16 protein-coding genes are annotated in these 17,926 nt (G+C 60.2%); 6 read left to right on the top strand and 10 right to left on the bottom strand.

Annotated elements, in window-relative coordinates:
- Positions 1-224 precede the first annotated feature (224 nt).
- Both FEF26_RS03820 and FEF26_RS03815 read right to left on the bottom strand, forming a co-directional pair.
- Positions 225-1,115 carry a sulfite exporter TauE/SafE family protein gene (locus FEF26_RS03820; RefSeq protein WP_243730397.1) on the bottom strand — a complete coding sequence of 297 codons (891 nt, stop codon included), beginning with the start codon at positions 1,113-1,115 and terminating at the stop codon, positions 225-227.
- A 4-nt stretch (positions 1,116-1,119) separates the two neighbouring features.
- Entirely contained in the window at positions 1,120-1,905 is a 786-nt protein-coding gene (locus FEF26_RS03815) for an ABC transporter ATP-binding protein (RefSeq protein WP_138252220.1), read from the bottom strand.
- Between the two features lie 49 nt (positions 1,906-1,954).
- On the opposite strand from FEF26_RS03815, the gene serB reads away from it, so the two are divergent.
- The 6 genes from serB (at position 1,955) to pgl (ending at position 10,499) form a co-directional block, all read left to right on the top strand.
- Positions 1,955-2,896 carry a phosphoserine phosphatase SerB gene (gene serB, locus FEF26_RS03810; protein ID WP_166432906.1) on the top strand — a complete coding sequence of 314 codons (942 nt, stop codon included), beginning with the start codon at positions 1,955-1,957 and terminating at the stop codon, positions 2,894-2,896.
- 101 nt (positions 2,897-2,997) lie between these two features.
- On the top strand, positions 2,998-5,106 hold the full coding sequence (tkt, locus tag FEF26_RS03805; RefSeq protein ID WP_243730396.1) for a transketolase: 2,109 nt from the start codon (positions 2,998-3,000) through the stop codon (positions 5,104-5,106).
- 32 nt (positions 5,107-5,138) lie between these two features.
- Complete coding sequence (gene tal, locus FEF26_RS03800; protein WP_138252217.1) at positions 5,139-6,281, top strand: transaldolase; 1,143 nt, start codon at positions 5,139-5,141, stop codon at positions 6,279-6,281.
- Between the two features lie 107 nt (positions 6,282-6,388).
- Complete coding sequence (locus tag FEF26_RS03795; protein WP_138252261.1) at positions 6,389-8,041, top strand: glucose-6-phosphate isomerase; 1,653 nt, start codon at positions 6,389-6,391, stop codon at positions 8,039-8,041.
- Positions 8,038-9,612 carry a glucose-6-phosphate dehydrogenase gene (gene zwf / locus FEF26_RS03790; protein WP_138252216.1) on the top strand — a complete coding sequence of 525 codons (1,575 nt, stop codon included), beginning with the start codon at positions 8,038-8,040 and terminating at the stop codon, positions 9,610-9,612. The genes FEF26_RS03795 and zwf overlap by 4 nt, the downstream gene beginning before the upstream one ends.
- Positions 9,613-9,671: 59 nt before the next feature.
- Positions 9,672-10,499, top strand: a complete 828-nt coding sequence (gene pgl / locus FEF26_RS03785) for a 6-phosphogluconolactonase (RefSeq protein ID WP_138252215.1) — start codon at positions 9,672-9,674, stop codon at positions 10,497-10,499.
- A gap of 13 nt (positions 10,500-10,512) precedes the next feature.
- On the opposite strand, the gene secG is transcribed toward pgl, so the two are convergent.
- The 8 genes from secG to rapZ all read right to left on the bottom strand — a co-directional run bounded on the left by secG (position 10,513) and on the right by rapZ (position 17,917).
- Entirely contained in the window at positions 10,513-10,755 is a 243-nt protein-coding gene (gene secG, locus FEF26_RS03780) for a preprotein translocase subunit SecG (RefSeq protein WP_202922934.1), read from the bottom strand.
- 75 nt (positions 10,756-10,830) lie between these two features.
- Entirely contained in the window at positions 10,831-11,643 is an 813-nt protein-coding gene (gene tpiA / locus FEF26_RS03775) for a triose-phosphate isomerase (RefSeq protein WP_138252214.1), read from the bottom strand.
- Entirely contained in the window at positions 11,640-12,878 is a 1,239-nt protein-coding gene (locus tag FEF26_RS03770) for a phosphoglycerate kinase (protein WP_138252213.1), read from the bottom strand. The genes tpiA and FEF26_RS03770 overlap by 4 nt, the downstream gene beginning before the upstream one ends.
- Positions 12,879-12,938: 60 nt before the next feature.
- Entirely contained in the window at positions 12,939-13,946 is a 1,008-nt protein-coding gene (gap, locus tag FEF26_RS03765; RefSeq protein ID WP_138252212.1) for a type I glyceraldehyde-3-phosphate dehydrogenase, read from the bottom strand.
- 225 nt (positions 13,947-14,171) lie between these two features.
- Positions 14,172-14,795, bottom strand: coding sequence for a superoxide dismutase (locus FEF26_RS03760; protein ID WP_138252211.1), 624 nt, complete (start codon positions 14,793-14,795; stop codon positions 14,172-14,174).
- Between the two features lie 147 nt (positions 14,796-14,942).
- Positions 14,943-15,923: a DNA-binding protein WhiA gene (whiA, locus tag FEF26_RS03755; RefSeq protein ID WP_138252210.1), complete on the bottom strand. Its 981-nt coding sequence runs from the start codon at positions 15,921-15,923 to the stop codon at positions 14,943-14,945.
- Between the two features lie 63 nt (positions 15,924-15,986).
- A complete protein-coding gene (locus FEF26_RS03750; protein WP_424991720.1) occupies positions 15,987-17,009 on the bottom strand; it encodes a gluconeogenesis factor YvcK family protein in 1,023 nt (340 codons plus the stop codon).
- Positions 17,010-17,026: 17 nt separating this feature from the next.
- Complete coding sequence (rapZ, locus tag FEF26_RS03745) at positions 17,027-17,917, bottom strand: RNase adapter RapZ (RefSeq protein ID WP_138252208.1); 891 nt, start codon at positions 17,915-17,917, stop codon at positions 17,027-17,029.
- Between the last annotated feature and the right edge of the window lie 9 nt (positions 17,918-17,926).

Here is a 17,926-nt window from a genome sequence, read left to right as displayed (position 1 = left end):
ATCCAACAAGCGGAAGGCCACTGCCATCTCAGCAGGCTCCTTACGGGCCAACTCTCCAGCTACTCTGACGGCATGGTTGCCGCGAACCCAGGTTCGCGCCTGATCATTGGATTCGTCCGGACTTGGTCAAGAGAAGAAACTCCATGACGTCAGCCGGGGATCAGTGACAGCTCAGCGCTGGAAGAGCCCACAGCGGGCACCTTGGGAACACTCGACCTGGATCATCACAGGAAGAGATTGCGGAGCATGACTGCCAGCGCGACGAGTCCTAATGTGATGATGACAGACCGGAGAACAACTGGGGACAGCCTGCGGCCCACCCAAGCTCCTATGAATCCTCCAAGAGTCGATCCGACGGCAATGATGGCCACCACGCCCCACAGGATCACGCGGTCATCTGGGTCACGAATCAGATAGTCAACCACCACATAGCTCACCGCCGCGGTGAGGTTGACGAAAGCCACCAAGAGGTTCTTGACGCCGTTTGCCTGCTGAATGGTGGCAGCCAAGAGAACACCCAAAATGCCCATGAGGAGGATGCCCTGCGCGGCAACGAAATATCCGCCGTAGATCCCCGCGAGGAACACCAAAAAAACCAACGGCCAACCGACGGAATCAGCCGCCTTTTTCGCCACAATGTCAGCGTCATCCTCAGGCTGCGGCGTACTCGGATCAGAGTCTTCGGTGCGTTCGGCAGCTCGGCGCTTGACCCAGGCCGCAAGCCGAGGCTGTGCGAGCACCATGGCCAATGAGATCACGATCAATACCGGTGCAACAGTGCCGAAAACTTCCTCCGGGAGAGTGATCAGCAACGTGGCACCTATAACGCCACCCAGGAATGATGCCGGAATAAGCCGCTTAAGCACCGACTTAACCTGAACGATTTCCCTCCGGTAGCCCCAGGCTCCGGTGAAGTTGCCAGCGATAAGACCCATGGCGTTCGAGACCGTCGCCGACACTGGAGGCACACCCATGGCCACCAGAACCGGGAAGGTCACCAGGGTTCCGGACCCGACGACCGTGTTGATAGATCCCGCCCAAATCGCCGCAACGAAGATGAGCAGTAGCAGACCAATACCCAGGTCATGCAGTTCGAATTCGAGTATCGCTTCCACGCTGTCAGCTCTTCATAAAGGCACTGTAGCGACCGTCACGTTCTGTGAGGTCCAATGGCATGTCGAAAGTGGCGCTGAGATTATCCGAGGTGAGAGTGTCCCCTATGGGACCCGCTGACACCACTTTCCCGTCGCGCAGGAGCAACACGTGGGTGAACCCCGGCGGAATCTCCTCCAAATGGTGAGTGACGAGAACCGTCGCCGGGGCCGACTCATCTTGGACGAGCTCCGAGGTGCGCGCCACCAACGCCTCCCGACCCGCTAGGTCCAGTCCCGCTCCGGGCTCGTCCAGCAGAAGCAGCTCAGGGTCAGTCATCAGCGCACGGGCGATCTGGACCCGCTTCCGTTCACCTTCACTGAGAGTCGCGAATGGCCGATCGAACACTGTCCCGACTCCCCATGTATTCAGCAGTGCGAATGCCCGGCGCTCATCGAGCCTTTCGTACTCCTCACGCCACCGGCCAGTCACACCATAGGCGGCAGTCACCACCACGTTGAGGGCCGTTTCCCGGCCCGGCAAGGTATGGGCGACGGAGTTTGAGCACAATCCAATGCGCGGTCTGAGTTCGAAGACGTCTACACCGCCGAGCGTCTCGTCGAGAATTTGGGTGTGACCATTGGTGGGGAACAGCCTTGCGGAGGCGATCTGCAGCAAGGTCGTCTTACCTGCACCATTTGGGCCCAGAATGACCCAGCGCTGTCCGTCGTCAATCCGAAAGTTCACATCGTCGAGGAGTAACTTGCGGCCACGTCGCACGGTGACACCCGAAAGATTCAGCACTGGACTCATGCGCCTAACCCTACCGAACCGCCCGAGCGGTTATAGGGTGAGACTCGCTATGACTGATCTGCCTCCTGGAACTGTTGCTATGATCGCCGCCGAAGAACTCGACGGCGCCCTCGTCCGCTCCCTGACCGCCGACTTTGAGCGCCGCGGAACCGTGCTTCGGGTGGAGGCCACTGAGTTCCCCACTGCCTCGAGCACCGTGAAGGCCGTCCGGTGGTGTCTGGAGCTCTCCAATTCTGACGACACTTTCGGTACTCAACTGGTCAGTTCACTGCTCGACGACGCCGCAGAACAGCTCCCCGTCTCCGCTGTCACGAGCACTGTTCTCTCCGCTGCTCAGCGCCCGCGAGGCCCCCTGATGCTCATCATGGACGTGGACTCCACTCTGATTGATCAGGAGGTCATCGACCTCCTGGCCGAGTTCGCCGGCACAGCAGAGGACGTGTCGAACGTCACAGAGCGGGCGATGCGCGGTGAACTGGATTTCACGCAGAGTCTTCACGCACGCGTTCAGACTTTGGCCGGGCTGAAGGACACAGTCCTTCACGAAACGTACCGCGCCCTAACCGCGACCGCGGGCGCACATGAACTTATCCGCTCCTGGCTCGGCCGCCAGTGGCCGGTCTATGCCGTATCGGGTGGATTTCAGCAGATCCTCAAGCCACTGGCGGCTGACCTCGACCTCACGGACTTTGATGCCAACACGCTAGAAATCACGAACGGACGGCTCACCGGGCGGACCGTCGGGCAGGTGGTTGACCCACAGATCAAGCGCCAGCGCCTGCTGGAATGGGGAAAGCGCAGCGGCATAAATGTTCAGAATGTGGTCGCAGTGGGCGATGGAGCCAACGATGCGGATATGGTAAGGACAGCAGGGGTGGGCATCGCATTCTGTGCCAAGCCAGCGTTGATTGACCACGCGGACTTGGTGATCAGGCACCGCAGTTTGGAACTAGTCGCCTACGCCCTCGGCTTAGACGCAAGACACGACTAAATCCACTCCCCCCGGTAGGGTGGAGTGAGATGCGGCACAAGGGCGTGCCTCCTTGTAAGCCCCTTTTGTAGAGACACATCACCGCTTGGAGGACACTCACAGTGACCGAAATCTTCACCGACCTAGACAAGAAGGCCGTGGATACTCTGCGGGTGCTTGCCGCCGATGCAGTTGAAAGAGTAGGATCCGGCCACCCGGGTACCGCCATGTCGCTGGCACCAGCGGCGTACCTGCTGTTCCAGAAGGTCATGCGGCATGACCCCTCGGATCCCGAGTGGATCGGTCGGGACCGTTTCATCCTGTCACCAGGCCACTCAAGCCTGACTCTCTACCTCCAGCTCTACTTTTCCGGCTACGGACTTGAGCTGGAAGACATTCAGGCTCTGCGCACTTGGGGTTCGAAGACACCGGGTCATCCCGAGTACGGTCACACTGACGGTGTTGAGATCACCACCGGTCCGCTGGGCCAAGGTCTTGCCTCCTCTGTAGGCTTCGCGTACGGTCAACGTCGCCTGCGCGGCCTGTTGGACCCCGAGGCGGATGCCGGGACTTCTCCGTTCGATCACAACGTCTGGGTGATCGCTTCCGACGGTGACCTGCAGGAGGGCGTCACCTCCGAGGCCTCATCATTGGCCGGCCACCAGCAGCTCGGCAACCTCAATGTCATCTGGGACGACAACAAAATTTCCATCGAAGACGATACTGACATCGCCTTCACAGAAGACGTAATGGCCCGCTATGAAGCCTATGGTTGGCATGTGCAGCGGGTTGACTGGTTGAAAACCGGCAACTATTCAGAAGATGTCGACGAGCTCAGCAGGGCGCTCACCGCCGCCCGCGAAGAGACCTCCAAACCTTCACTGATCGCTCTGCGAACCGTCATTGGTTGGCCTGCTCCGGGTAAGCAGAACACCGGCGGCATTCACGGCTCTAAACTCGGGGAAGAAGAGCTGGCCGCCACCAAGGAATTCCTCGGATTCGACGCTGAACAGCACTTCCACGTTGATGAAGACATCATCGCCCACGCTCGAAGGGTGAGTGAACGCGGCTCTGAGGCCCGCGCGGAGTGGGAAAAGACGTATGCAAGCTGGAGAGACAACAACAGTGACGCCGCGGCGTTGTTCGACCGCCTGACAGCCGGCGAGCTTCCGGAAGGATGGGAAGACAGTCTTCCCGAATTCCCGGCTGGCGACGCCGTCGCCACCCGGGCCGCTTCCGGCAAAGTGATCAACGCTGTGGCACCACTGCTTCCCGAACTCTGGGGCGGTTCAGCGGACCTGGCTGGGTCGAACAACACACTCATCGCCGGTGAGGATTCTTTCGGTCCCAAGACTTGGTCCACAGGAAAATTCTCCGCACAGCCGTTTGGCCGGAACCTCCACTTCGGAGTTCGGGAACACGCGGCGGCCGCCATCACCAACGGCATCCAGTTGTCGGTGCCGCTGAGGACATACAACGGCACGTTCCTCATTTTCTCGGACTACCAGCGTCCCGCGGTGCGTCTAGCAGCGCTCATGGGGATCGGCTCAATCTTTGTCTGGACTCACGATTCGATCGGACTCGGCGAGGATGGACCTACTCACCAGCCGGTGGAGCAGCTCGCCAGCCTTCGGGCCATTCCCGGCCTGGACGTCACTCGTCCGGCTGATGCCAATGAGGTCGCCCTTGTGTGGCGTGAAGTCCTCAAGCGCGCCGACAGGCCCGCTGGTATCGCCCTCACTCGTCAGGGTGTGCCTACTTTCGCACGCGGCGCCAGTGCGGCGAATGCCGACGAGTTCGGATCGGTCGAAGGTGCAGCCAAGGGCGCCTATGTGCTGGCCGAGGCCGTCCGCGACGGGGTTGTCGTCGAACCCGACGTTATCCTTATCGGCACCGGCTCCGAGGTCGCACTTGCCGTTGATGCTCGTGAGAGCCTCGCTTCCAAAGGCATCGCTGCACGGGTCGTCTCTGCCCCATGCATGGAATGGTTCGCTGAACAGGACGCCACTTACCGAGAGTCTGTCCTGCCATCGGCGGTGAAGGCCCGCGTGGCTGTGGAAGCGGCCCACCCCCTGAGTTGGTATCAGTACGTCGGTGATGCAGGCCGGATTGTGGGCCTTGACCACTTCGGTGGCTCAGCCGACTACAAGGAGCTCTACGAACAGTTCGGCATTACCGCCGATGGTGTCGCAGCTGCGGCTGAGGACTCCATCAGCGCCGCCAAGAACTGAACCTTCAAGACCTTCTGATCAAGGAGCACATCATGACCGCCGAAACACACGCCACAACTGGCAATCCCCGCACTAAAGCGCTCTCCGACGTGGGAGTGTCCATCTGGTTGGACGACCTATCCCGGGAGCGACTCAACTCTGGCTCACTGGCCAAACTCATCGAGACTCACCACGTCGTGGGTGTGACCACTAACCCGACCATCTTTGAATCCGCCGTCGGGTCCGGAGACGCATACGAACAGCAGCTAGCAGAGCTTGCATCGAAGGGCGCCGACGCGGAGCAGGCAGTCTTCGAAATCACCACTTCAGATGTCCGGGAAGCCTGTGACGTGTTCGCAGAGACCTACGCTGCCTCCGGCGGCATCGACGGACGAGTCTCGATCGAAGTTGACCCGCGTATGGCTCGCGACGCGGATTCCACCATCGCAGAGGCCAAGCGCCTCTACGAGGCTGTCGGCCGCGAAAACGTGATGATCAAGATCCCCGCAACAGTTGAGGGCATCGAGGCTATCGCCGCAGTGATCTCTGAAGGAATCAGTGTCAACGTCACACTGGTGTTTTCGCTGGAACGCTACCGCGCTGTCATCAACGCCTTCATGCTGGGCCTTGAAAAAGCTCACACCGATGGACTCGACATCTCCAAGATTCACTCAGTCGCAAGTTTCTTCGTCTCGCGAGTAGACAGTGAAGTGGACAAGCGTCTGGAACTGGCAGCTGAAGAAGGCAAGCCCGGGACCGAGAAGCTGAAGTCCAAGGCCGCCATTGCCAATGCACGGCTAGCGCACCAGATCGCTTCAGAGTCGTTCAGCTCTGAACGGTGGAGGCTCCTTGGCGAGCGAGGAGGCAGGCCGCAGCGACTTCTTCTGGCATCAACCGGGACGAAAGATCCGAGCCTGTCTGACACGCTCTACGTCACTGAACTCGCCGCAGCTGGAGTCGTCAACACCATGCCGGAGAAGACACTCAACGCTCTGGCCGACCACGGCGAAGTCGATGGAGACACCATGACGGACACCTACGTAGAGTCCAATCGCGTGCTCGACGGCATCTCTGCCGCCGGCATCACCTACCGTGACGTCGTCGACGCTCTGGAAAACGAGGGCCTGGAGAAGTTCGACAAGTCCTGGGAAGGGCTGCTCAGCACTATCGACGAGGGTCTGAAGCGCCAAAAGTAGTTCTACTGAAGCATGTGCGGGGCACCTTGGAAAGGTCAGCCCCGCACATGGAGAAGATGCGCGCGGGCCTCCCCGCCGTAGGAATTTGGACAGAAGGGAACACCCAGATGAGTTCGTTGTCGCTGACCTTGATTGGTGCCGCACGGGAGGCGTCCGATGCCCAGGTGCCGGGACTCGTTGATCACGAGTTCGCCTCACGGCTCGCCGCCAAGGATCACACCCTCTGGGGCCAAGCTGCGGAAGACGAAGCCGCCCAGCGACTCGGCTGGGTGTCCCCTTTCGAATCCTCACGCCCGCTGGTGGAGACGATCGTTCAGCTGCGCCAGGAACTAGCCGCTGAAGGGGTGGACCGAGTAGTGCTCGCTGGCATGGGGGGCTCATCACTCGCCCCCGAAGTCATTTGCGCTTCCTCCGGGGTCGACTTGGTGGTCCTCGATTCGACGGATCCCCAGCAGGTCGCTGCCGCGTTGAACAACCTCCAGCGCAGCGTGCTCGTCGTCGCTTCGAAGTCCGGTTCAACCGTTGAGACGGACTCACAGCGCCGAATCGTCCAACACGCTTTCCACGAGGCAGGCATCGATCCCTTCAGCCGCACTGTGGTTGTCACAGATCCTGGTTCGCCCATGAACGAGCAGGCACGTGAACAGGGAGTTCGAGCTGTCTTCGAGGCCGACCCCTCGGTCGGTGGCCGTTACTCCGCCCTGACCGCTTTTGGCCTTGTACCTGCGGGATTAGCTGGGGCAGATATCGCTGGTCTCTTGGACGAGGCTGAAAGCGCCATAGACCTTCTTATTGAGGACGACGCCGCCAACCCAGGTCTTCAGTTGGGAGCAGCTATCGGCGGCACCTCACCCTTGCGAGACAAGCTCATCATCGCTGACGATGGGTCTCCTCTGGTGGGCCTAGGAGCATGGATTGAACAGCTCGTCGCGGAGTCCACCGGCAAAGAAGGAACCGGCCTTCTTCCGGTCATCGTCGCTGACGGTGAACCCGAGTTGACCCGCGATGCCGACGACGCCTTGATTGTCCAGATCGTTGATGCAGACGAAGAAGAAGGCGCCTCGGTGGACGCAGACCCGACAGATATCGTGGTCTCCCCACATGTGGTACGCACGGGAGGAAGCCTGGGCGCGCAGTTCCTGCTCTGGGAAGTCGCCACAGCTGTTGCCGGGTCCCTCCTCGGCATCAATCCCTTCGACCAACCAGACGTGGAGTCGGCGAAGGTCGCGGCACGGGGCATGCTCGACTCCCCCGCCCCCGCTTCCAGTGAACCCGCCATCGACCAGGCGGTCGAGATCCGCTCTTCTGGAGACGACAGTCTGGTCTCCGCCTCTGATGCGACTGTCACCGAGGCGGTGAAGGCGTTGCTGGACCGCGTGCCGGAAAATGGTTACCTCGCAGTGATGGCCTATCTCGACCGGATCTCTGAAAGCCATCTGGAGGAACTGCGACCGCAGCTCTCCGCAGTGTGTGGTCGACCCGTTACCTTCGGCTGGGGACCAAGGTTCCTGCACTCCACAGGGCAGTTCCACAAAGGTGGCCCCGCCGTAGGTGCTTTCCTCCAGATCACAACTTCTGCCGCTGAGGACGTCAGCGTGCCGGAAAGGCCATTCACACTCAGTGAGCTCATAGCCGCTCAAGCCAGCGGTGACGCGAAAGTGCTGGCGGATCACGGAAGGCCAGTGCTGCAGCTGCACCTCAGTGACCGTGAGGCTGGTATTGCGCAAGTTCTCGACGCGATCGCGAACCTAGCCTCATGAGCCGCGGCGTTCACGGAGATCCCCTAGCACCTGCCCTAGCGCGCAGCACACGAACCGGACGCGGCTCGAGCAATGGATCACGGCCTGCAGGCGATTGCGCAATGGTCATGTTCGGTGTGACCGGAGACCTGGCGCGGAAGAAGCTCCTCCCCGCGCTCTATGACCTTGCCAACCGCGGCCGTCTGCCTGAAAGCTTCAGCCTGGTCGGCTTCGGTCGGCGCGACTGGGACGATGCTGAGTTCGCACGTCAGGTCAAGGGGCACGTCCAAGAGCGCGCTCGGACCGACTTCCATGAAAATGTGTGGGAGAAGCTCGCCGCAGGGCTGAGATTCATCCAGGCTGATGGTTTCGAAGACGACGACGCCTACCAGCGCTTAGGTCAGGTTCTGGTCGACCTTCAAGATGAACGCGGCACCGGAGGCAACCACGCCTTCTACCTGTCCATTCCCCCCAACTCTTTTGAGATGGTCTGTCAGAAGCTCTCCAGTCATGGGCTGGCTCGCCGCTCACAGTCACCTGAAGATCCATGGTCACGGGTCATCATTGAGAAGCCCTTCGGCCATGATGAATGCTCAGCGCACGAGCTGAATCAGGCTGTCGAGCGTGTATTCGCTTCGAACGATGTCTTCCGGATCGACCATTATTTGGGTAAAGAGACGGTACAGAATCTCCTAGCCTTGCGATTCGCCAACCGACTGTTTGAGCCCCTGTGGAACAACCAGCACATCGATCATGTCCAGATCACGATGGCTGAGGATATCGGGATTGAAGGCAGAGCGAGCTACTACGACGGCGTCGGCGCAGCTCGTGACGTCATCCAGAACCACCTCCTACAACTGCTCGCGCTCACAGCCATGGAGGAGCCCATCAGCTTCGACGCCGATCACCTCCGACGGGAGAAGGAAAAGGTTTTGGAGGCCGTGCATGTGCCCACCGACCTCGGAGCGGCCAGTGCCCGCGGACAGTACGACGCCGGCACTCAAGACGGTGCCGACGTTGTGGGATTCCTGCAGGAAGAGGGTTTCGATCCTGCGTCGACCACGGAAACCTACGCCGCGTTCAAGTTGGACATCCATACACGACGATGGGACGGCGTTCCGTTCTACCTGCGCAGCGGAAAACGCCTGGGCAAGCGTGTCACAGAGATTGTTGTGATGTTCAAGAGAGCTCCTAACCTGCTCTTTACTGAAGCCGATGAGAATCAGTTCGGTCAGAACGCGCTGATCATCCGGATCCAACCCAATGAAGGGGCGACGTTGCGGCTGGCGTCCAAAGTGCCAGGGACCGGGATGGAAATCCGCGACGTCGACATGGACTTCAGCTATGGCCGATCTTTCACGGAAGAATCCCCGGAAGCTTACGAGCGACTCATCCTCGACGTGCTCCTGGGTGAACCCCCGCTGTTCCCGCGGCATCGGGAAGTCGAGCTTTCCTGGCGGATACTCGATCCGTTCATCCAGCGCTGGGAGGCCATGGACGAGCATCCCGAGCCGTACATCCCTGGTTCCTGGGGTCCTGCCTCCGCCCATGAACTGCTCAGCCGCGATGGTCGGTCGTGGAGGGTTCCTTGAGCCTGAGACCCTAGGCTGACCAGCGAACTTCACATGACTTCGAGAGCAAGGTTGGTGACATGGGACCCACACTGAACACTGCGACAGCAGAGCCTCAGATTGAAATCTTTGATGACCGAGAGGCCGTCACTCAGGCGATTGCCAAGAAACTCCTCACCGTCATCACAGAAACGCTTGATGAGCAGGACCTGGCACATGTCTCGCTTACCGGTGGCGGTGCAGGAATCGCGACCCTCAAAGCCGTCGCAGATACGCTCAGCGAGGACTCCGCAAACGGCGTCGAGTGGTCCAGGGTGCACTTCTGGTGGGGTGATGAGCGGCTGCTACCGCGAGACGAAACAGACAGGAATGAAACTCAGGCGCGCCAGGCTCTGCTGGACACTCTCGTTGGCGAGCACGGACTGCCGGAAGAGAATATCCATGCGATGCCGACCTCTGAAGACGCTGCGCACCCTGCTGCTGGCGCAGAGATGTACGCCCAGGAACTGGAAGCCTACGCTCCCGAAGGTGGGATAGAAGGTCCCAACGGCTCGCTCAACATGCCCGAAATGGACATCATGTTGTTGGGAGTCGGTCCGGATGGCCACATCAACAGTCTCTTCCCCGGGAAAGAGTCCCTGTCAGTGACCGGACAGAGCACCACCGGTGAAAGCGATGCGCCACCACAGTTGGGGCCTCCGATGCGCGTAACTCTGACCTTCGACGCTGTCCACACCGCGAAACGCGTCTGGACGGCAGTCGCAGGCCAGGATAAGGCAGATGCTGCAGCCAAAGCTTTTGTCGATTCACCTGATATTTCAGAGGTACCCGCTGCCAACGCCCGGGGAACGCACCAGACAGTCTGGCACCTGGACCGGGCCGCAGCTGAACAGCTCCCCCAGACTTAGCCTGGAGGAGGTCCTACCAGGAGCCTGTTGTTTGGATGAGCAGGGCCAAGGTCACGATGATCAGGCCCCATACAATACCCAGCACAATTGTGAGCCGGGTGAGGTTCCGCTCCGCTACACCCGATGAGCCCAGTGACGAGGTGATTCCGCCTCCGAACATGTCAGACATGCCGCCTCCGCGTCCCTTATGCAGGAGGATGAGGAGGATCAACAGCAGGCTGATCACCAGGAGGGCGACCTGGAGCCCGATGGTCATTGCAGTCACATGCGGCCTTTCGTGGACGTTCAGCAGAATTGCGCGGCTACAAGCCTAGCAGGAGTCTCACCTTGACTATGCGCTGATGTGCTTTTCAAACTGAGCAATTTTGGCGAACTCCTCGGCGTCCAGGGACGCACCACCTACGAGAGCGCCGTCGACGTCCGGGCCGCCTAGTATGGACGCTACATTGCTGGATTTCACCGAGCCGCCGTAGAGAATACGGATGGAGTCAGCGAATCCTTTGTCGTAAAGCTCCGCCAGCTTGGCGCGGATGGCCTCGGCCAGTTCCTGGGCATCCTCTGGTCCTGCTGTCTTGCCTGTGCCGATGGCCCATACTGGTTCGTATGCGATGACCAAGTCACTGAGCTCTTCGGCGGTGAAACCCTTCAGGGCAGCCTCCACCTGAGACAGCGTGTGCGAGACGTGCTCTCCGGCTTCACGAACCTCCAAGCCCTCCCCCACGCACAGCAGTGGTGTGAGGCCGTGACGTAAAGCCGCTTCGATCTTGGCGTGAATGACGTTATCGCCCTCATTGTGGATCTCGCGCCGCTCTGAGTGCCCAATCAGGACCTGGCTGCAACCGAGCTTTGACAGGAACGCGCCAGGAATGTCCCCCGTGTAGGCACCCGAATCCTCCGAGGAGAGATCTTGTGCGCCATAGAGAAGTGAGAGCTTATCGCCCGCCACAAGTGTTTGAACGCTGCGCAGATCGGTGAAGGGCGGGAACACTGCCACCTCGACACGATCGTAATCGTGACTCGCATCATCAAGGGTCCACGCCAGCTTCTGAACCAACGCAATGGCCTGGATATGATCCATATTCATTTTCCAGTTGCCGGCGATCAGTGGCCGGCGCACAAAAGCGCCATCCTGTGTGGTGGTCATGCTACTCCTAAAGCGTCGATTCCTGGGAGGTTCTTTCCCTCAAGATACTCCAGAGACGCGCCGCCTCCGGTTGAGATATGGCCGAATCCTGATTCGTCGAACCCTAGCGCACGAACAGCGGAGGCGGAGTCCCCACCCCCTACCACAGTGAACCCTTTCGTCTCGGTGAGTGCTCGAGCCACCGCCTCAGTGCCCTTTGCGAAGGCCTCCATCTCGAATACTCCCATCGGCCCGTTCCAGAACACTGTATGGGACCTCGCGATTTCTGCGGCGAATAGCGCTGCAGACTCTGGGCCGATGTCCAGGCCCAGCGCGTCAGCGCCGTGCGGTCCGGACTCGAGGGCATCAAGGGGAAGGACCTCATGCTCTGCGTCCGCTGCGAAGCTGGAAGCCATCACCATGTCAGTCGGGAAGAGAATCTTGGTGCCGTGACGCTCGGCCAGTTCCATGAGACCGGTCACGGACGAGTCATTCAGCAGATCGGTCTCCACCAGAGACTTGCCGATCCCGTAGCCCATGATCGCTTTCGCGAGGGTGAACACCATTCCGCCGCCGATAATGAGACTATCGGCCTTGGGAATCAGGTTTTCAATCACAGCAATCTTGTCAGATACCTTCGAGCCGCCCAACACCACCGTGTAGGGACGGTCAGGGGATTGCGTGAGTTTCTTCAAGACTTTGAGCTCTGCCGCGACCAGATCGCCCTGATACGACGGAAGCTTCCCTGCGATGTCGAAGACAGAGGCGTGTTGGCGGTGAACTGCGCCGAAAGCATCGTTGACGAAAGCCCCTGACTCACCAGCCAGGTCGGCAAGTTCCCCGGCGAGCTCGTTCCGAGCGTTGGCATCCTTGGACGTTTCACGGGGATCGAACCGGACATTCTCCAGAAGCAGGATCTCTCCGGCGTTCAGGTTGTCCACTGCGGTCCGGGCCCCAGCGCCGACAAGGTCTTCGGCACGCTTGACTGTCACCCGGGAAAGCTCATCCATACGGGCTGCTACTGGCGCCAAAGAGAACTCCGGATCGGGTGCCCCCTTCGGCCTGCCGAGATGAGCAGTCACCAGCACCTTCGCCCCGGCGGCAGCCAGTTTCTCCAGCACAGGCAGTGAGGCACGAATCCGGCCGTCATCCCCCACGTCCCCCTGGGAAAGGGGAACGTTGAGGTCAGACCGGACCAAGACAGTGCGGCCGGAGACGCCTTCGGCCAACAGATCATCGAGAGTCGACGCAGTCATAATTCGCGAGCTTTCCCTTCACATCGCTTCGCGCTGAGCCGGGTCCCCGGCTAGCTCTCCTCAGAGTTTACTGGCAACGTGTTCGGTCATCTTCACCAGTCGTGAAGAGTAGCCGTACTCGTTGTCATACCAAGAGAAGACCTTGACGGTGTGGCCGATGACTTTGGTCAAGGGTGCGTCAAAGATCGATGCGTGTGGGTCGCCGATGATGTCGGAGGAGACGATGGGGTCCTCGTTGTAGGCCAGAGCCCCAGCCATCGGGCCTTCCGCCGCGCGCTTGAACGCAGCGTTGACATCGTCAGTGGTCACCCCGTCCTTAGCTACGGTGACAGTGAGGTCAGTGCCTGACCCAGTAATCACGGGAACGCGGACCGCGAAACCATCCAGCTTGCCGGCGACCTCTGGGATCACAGCCCCGATAGCTGCAGCAGCTCCGGTTGAGGTCGGGACCATGTTGTTAGCGGCGGCGCGAGCCCGGCGTGGGTCGCTGTGTGGCGCGTCATGCAGCCGCTGATCGCCGGTGTAGGCATGGACAGTGGTCATCAGACCCTCGACGATGCCAAATTCGTCGTTCAGAACCTTCACCAGCGGTGCCAGGCAGTTGGTAGTGCAGGAGGCGTTGGAGATCACCGTGTGGTTCTCAGGATCGTATGTGTCCTCGTTGATGCCGGGGACAAATGTGCCGTCTACTCCCTTACCGGGCGCAGAGATGATCACTTTCTTGGCGCCAGCCTCGATGTGCTTGCCTGCAGCTTCCTTTGTGGCGAAGAAACCGGTGCTTTCGATGACAATATCGACGCCGAGATCTCCCCAAGGGAGGTTCGCCGGGTCACGGTCGGACAGCAGTTTGATCCGACGTTCGCCGATCACGAGCGAGTCGCCGTCCAATGTCACCTCACCTGGGAAGCGACCCAGGATCGAGTCGTATTTGGTCAGGTTCACCAGAGCTGCCGGATCGGTCAGGTCGTTGATCGCCACGAGCTCCAAATCGGATCCCTGGTCCTCCAACACACGCAGCACATTGCGTCCAATGCGTCCGAATCCGTTGATTGCGATCTTTGTCGCCATAGATTTTTCCTTCCGTTTCCGGCTCGAGGTGAGTCTGCGGCCACACAACACCCTGAAAGGTGCTGAGAAACACGTTGGGGATCAGCGGCACCGGATTTTTCCGGCGCTGCTGACCCCCAACAACTTCGTTGTTCTCAGGTGTAGCTGCAGAACGTGTTCAGTTTTCTTCAGTCTATTGTGTCATAGGAGCGGCGCCGCGGCGCCTCCTTAATCACATGTCTTGAACTATGGGGTGACCAGCTTGGCTGCCCCTGCCCGTGCGGCTTCCAGACGGGAAGCGACATCGTCCCAGTTGACGATGTTCCACCAGGCTTTGACGTAGTCGGGCTTCACGTTCTGGTAGTCGAGGTAGAAGGCGTGCTCCCACATGTCCAGCATCAGCAGGGGGGTCGTCGCCACGGGGATGCCGTTCTGCTGATCGTAGAACTGTTCGATGACCAAATTGCCACCGATGGGCTCGTAGGCCAACAGAGCCCAGCCGGAACCCTGGATGGTCAGAGCAGCCTGCGTGAACTGCTCTTGAAATTTGTCGAATCCTCCGAAGTACTCATCAATCGCTGCTGCCAACTCACCTTCTGGACGCTCCTGACCGTTGGGGGTCAGGTTCTTCCAGAAAATGGAGTGGTTGGTGTGGCCACCGAGGTTGAACTGCAGGTCCTTGAGCAGCTTCGGAGTAGTGGCGTAGTCGCCCTTTTCGCGAGCTTCGGCCAGCTTCTCCAGCGCAGTGTTGGCCCCACCGACGTAAGTGTTGTGGTGCTTGGAGTGGTGAAGCTCCATGATGCGTCCGGAAATATGGGGCTCCAGGGCACCGTAGTCGTAGTCGAGCTCAGGAAGGGTGTACTCAGCCATGCGTTCCTCCTTGTGACGGGGATTCCGAGGTCACTGCCTCGCTGCAAATTATCCTATGCCGCTAGGGCCAGACGTTGAAGGGGGTGAAGCTGTGTGACGGGCTCTGTTCACCATCGGATGAACCGGCGTCACAGTCGTTGCTACCGTTCAGCTGTCCAGCATGTCATCGGTGACGTGCGCGTCTGTACCGGGGATGCCTTTGTCCTCGGCGAGTTTGTCCGCCATGGCTAGAAGCCGCCGTATTCGACCAGCAATCGCGTCTTTGGTCATAGCGGGTTCAGCCAACCGGCCAAGTTCGTCCAGAGACGCTTGCTTGTGCTGCAGGCGCAGCTTTCCGGCGTACTCGAGATGTTCGGGAACTTCTTCACCGAGTATTTCCAACGCTCTCTCGACGCGGGCACCGGCGGCGACCGCGGCCTGGGCAGATCGTCGCAGGTTGGCGTCGTCGAAATTGGCGAGCCGATTCGCGGAGGCACGATGTTCACGCCGCTGTCTCCGCTCTTCCCACACCTCAAGAGTCTTATGAGCGCCCATTGCGGTGAGCAGCTTAGCGATCGACTCGGCGTCTCTGATCACCACCCGGTCAGCGTTGCGAACCTCGCGGGCTTTGGCGAGAATGTCCAGCCGCCGGGCGGCTCCCACGAGCGCCAAGGCTGCTTCAGATCCGGGACAGGTTACTTCCAATGAGCAGGACCGGCCCGGCTCCGTGAGCGAACCGTGCGCGAGGAATGCTCCCCGCCAGGCAGCCACCGCGTCGGCGACGGAGCCGTTGACGACGACGGCCGGAAGCCCACGAACCGGCCGCCCGCGCCCATCAAGAAGACCAGTCTGACGAGCCAGTGCGTCACCTTCGCGAACCACTCGCACCACATACCGGGAGCCACGTTTCAACCCGTTGCCGGAGACAACGATGACTTCGCAGCCGTGGCCGTAGACCTCGCCCAGACCTGCACGCAAGCGCCTTGCGGTATGGGCGTGATCCAACTCAGCTTCGATGACGATTCTGCGAGAGATTACGTGAAGGCCGCCGGCAAAGCGGAGCATCGAAGAGATCTCAGCCTTGCGTTCAGAGGTGGTGAAGACCTCAACTCTGGAAAGTTCGTTCTTGACCGATTCGGTCAGCGCCATTGGTATCGGATCCTCATGTGTGGTTCGGGTCGGCTGGTGCGCGAGAGCGTGCGCAATAGTATCTCAAGCGTGGAACACCTCGCTGAAGGAGATGGCCAGCCGCAGCGGATCGTGAACATCCTGCTGGGACTCCCGCCGAACCTTCCCATAGGTGATTTCTGCGCCAAGCTTGGCCGCAGACTTCTCAAAGTCATCCCGTTCTTCCTGCGCGACCGAGCGGGGATCAGCAATGACGGCGTCGATCCGAACACCGGGGGCGTACTCAGCGATCACATTGAGATGATCGGCAGGGCTCATGCCCAAAGTCTCCGAGGTGTCCGGTTTGAGATTCATCACGACGCACCGTTTGGCTTCGGTCTCACCGAGCGCGTTGCGAAGTCCGTCCAGAAGAAGATGCGGCAACACCGAGGTGTACCAGGATCCTGGCCCGAAGACCACCCAGTCAGCGAGTTCAATGGAACTCACCGCCTCTACACAGGGTTCTGCGTCCCCAGGGACTAGCTGGAGATCGGTTAGCCTTCCCAGATTCCCCGCGCGCGCGATCTCCGCCTGGGAGGTCATCCGTACCGCTTGACCACCATCTTTGGGGTGCACTAGCCCAGAGAGCGAAAGGGGCGTTCGCGACATAGGCAATACCTGACCGCGAGCACCGAGCAGCGCGCCAGCCCACCGCAGACCGTCAACGGGATCGCCCAGCAACTCCCATAACGCGACAATCAGCAGGTTTCCCATGGCGTGATCGTCGAGGCTTCCGGTGATGCCGTCCTTGGACCTGAACCGGTGTTGCATCACATCGGCCCAGGTTCTGCCCCAGTCGGTATCGTCACACAGGGCTGTGAGGGCCATGCGCAGGTCGCCCGGAGGGAGCACATCCATATCCTGGCGCAATCGTCCGGATGAACCTCCATCATCAGCCACTGTGCACACAGCCGTGAGATGTTCAGCAGCCACGATCCGAAGAGCTTTCAGGGTCGCAGAGAGTCCATGCCCGCCGCCGAGGGCGGTCACGCGAACCGATGTTCGATTAATCGGCGGGACGACAGGCTGGGTGCTGAGCATCGGGATGGGCCCGGTCATTTGATTCACTGAGCTCGACCCATCAGCTATTCGCGGCCGAGGTCACGGTGCACCACGTTGACGGTGACGTTGGGGAGCTGGGCTAGGCGCCGAGCAAGTTCCTCGCTGATGGCCACCGAGCGATGCTTGCCACCAGTGCAGCCAACGGCCAGTGTGGCGTAGTGCTTGTTCTCGCGCCGGTAGCCGTCCAGCACAGGCTTGAGTGCTTCGACGTAGCGGTCTACGAACTCTCCGGCACCCTCGTTTTCGAGGACGTAGTCGCGAACTCGGGCGTCCTGACCTGTCAGCGGACGAAGTTCAGGAACCCAATGGGGGTTGGGGATGAATCTCACATCAGCGACGTAGTTGGCATCAGCTGGGACACCGTATTTGAACCCGAAACTCATCACGTTGAGCCTCAAGGTGATGGGCCCATCGTCGTTGAAAAGTTCATTGATGGCGTTGGCCAGCCCGTGGACGTTCAGCTCAGTGGTCTCTAAGACAATATCTGCCTGCTCCTTCACCGGAGCGAGCAGTTCGCGCTCCGAACGGAGGCCGTCCAGGATGCGCCCTTCTCCCTGCAGCGGATGTGGACGACGCCCCTGCTCGAATCGTCTCACCAAGAGTTCGTCACTAGCGTCGAGGTACAGGACTCGGTAGCTGATGCCTGCTGCAGAAATCTGAGCAAGGCCTTCCTGCATAGAGCTGTAGAGCCCCCGGCTGCGGGCGTCGAGCACCACCGCCAGCCTCTCCACTGACCCTGGATTCCGGGCCACGAGGTCCATCATTGTGGAGATGAGTTCAGGAGGCAGGCCCTCCACGACGTACCAGCCCATGTCTTCCAAGGCATGGGCGGCAGTTGTGCGACCGGCCCCTGACATGCCAGTGACAATCAGAAGTTCGTTCTCGGGAGGTTTCACCGGTGCAAGGTCGCTCATAGGTCCACC

This window comes from Nesterenkonia salmonea, assembly GCF_005771525.1.
GTDB lineage: Bacteria > Actinomycetota > Actinomycetes > Actinomycetales > Micrococcaceae > Nesterenkonia > Nesterenkonia salmonea.
The sequence above is the reverse complement of the archived record's forward strand: the minus strand, read 5'-3'. Positions and strand labels throughout refer to the sequence as shown.

Bases quoted from the DNA above. Each gene is read 5' to 3' on its own strand.
- tpiA (WP_138252214.1), bottom strand. From the start codon at position 11,643: ATGACCACCACACAGGATGGCGCTTTTGTGCGCCGGCCACTGATCGCC.
- tal (WP_138252217.1), top strand. From the start codon at position 5,139: ATGACCGCCGAAACACACGCCACAACTGGCAATCCCCGCACTAAAGCG.
- FEF26_RS03795 (WP_138252261.1), top strand. From the start codon at position 6,389: ATGAGTTCGTTGTCGCTGACCTTGATTGGTGCCGCACGGGAGGCGTCC.
- rapZ (WP_138252208.1), bottom strand. From the start codon at position 17,917: ATGAGCGACCTTGCACCGGTGAAACCTCCCGAGAACGAACTTCTGATT.
- whiA (WP_138252210.1), bottom strand. From the start codon at position 15,923: ATGGCGCTGACCGAATCGGTCAAGAACGAACTTTCCAGAGTTGAGGTC.
- pgl (WP_138252215.1), top strand. From the start codon at position 9,672: ATGGGACCCACACTGAACACTGCGACAGCAGAGCCTCAGATTGAAATC.
- FEF26_RS03760 (WP_138252211.1), bottom strand. From the start codon at position 14,795: ATGGCTGAGTACACCCTTCCTGAGCTCGACTACGACTACGGTGCCCTG.
- FEF26_RS03770 (WP_138252213.1), bottom strand. From the start codon at position 12,878: ATGACTGCGTCGACTCTCGATGATCTGTTGGCCGAAGGCGTCTCCGGC.
- FEF26_RS03815 (WP_138252220.1), bottom strand. From the start codon at position 1,905: ATGAGTCCAGTGCTGAATCTTTCGGGTGTCACCGTGCGACGTGGCCGC.
- secG (WP_202922934.1), bottom strand. From the start codon at position 10,755: ATGACCATCGGGCTCCAGGTCGCCCTCCTGGTGATCAGCCTGCTGTTG.
- serB (WP_166432906.1), top strand. From the start codon at position 1,955: ATGACTGATCTGCCTCCTGGAACTGTTGCTATGATCGCCGCCGAAGAA.
- gap (WP_138252212.1), bottom strand. From the start codon at position 13,946: ATGGCGACAAAGATCGCAATCAACGGATTCGGACGCATTGGACGCAAT.
- zwf (WP_138252216.1), top strand. From the start codon at position 8,038: ATGAGCCGCGGCGTTCACGGAGATCCCCTAGCACCTGCCCTAGCGCGC.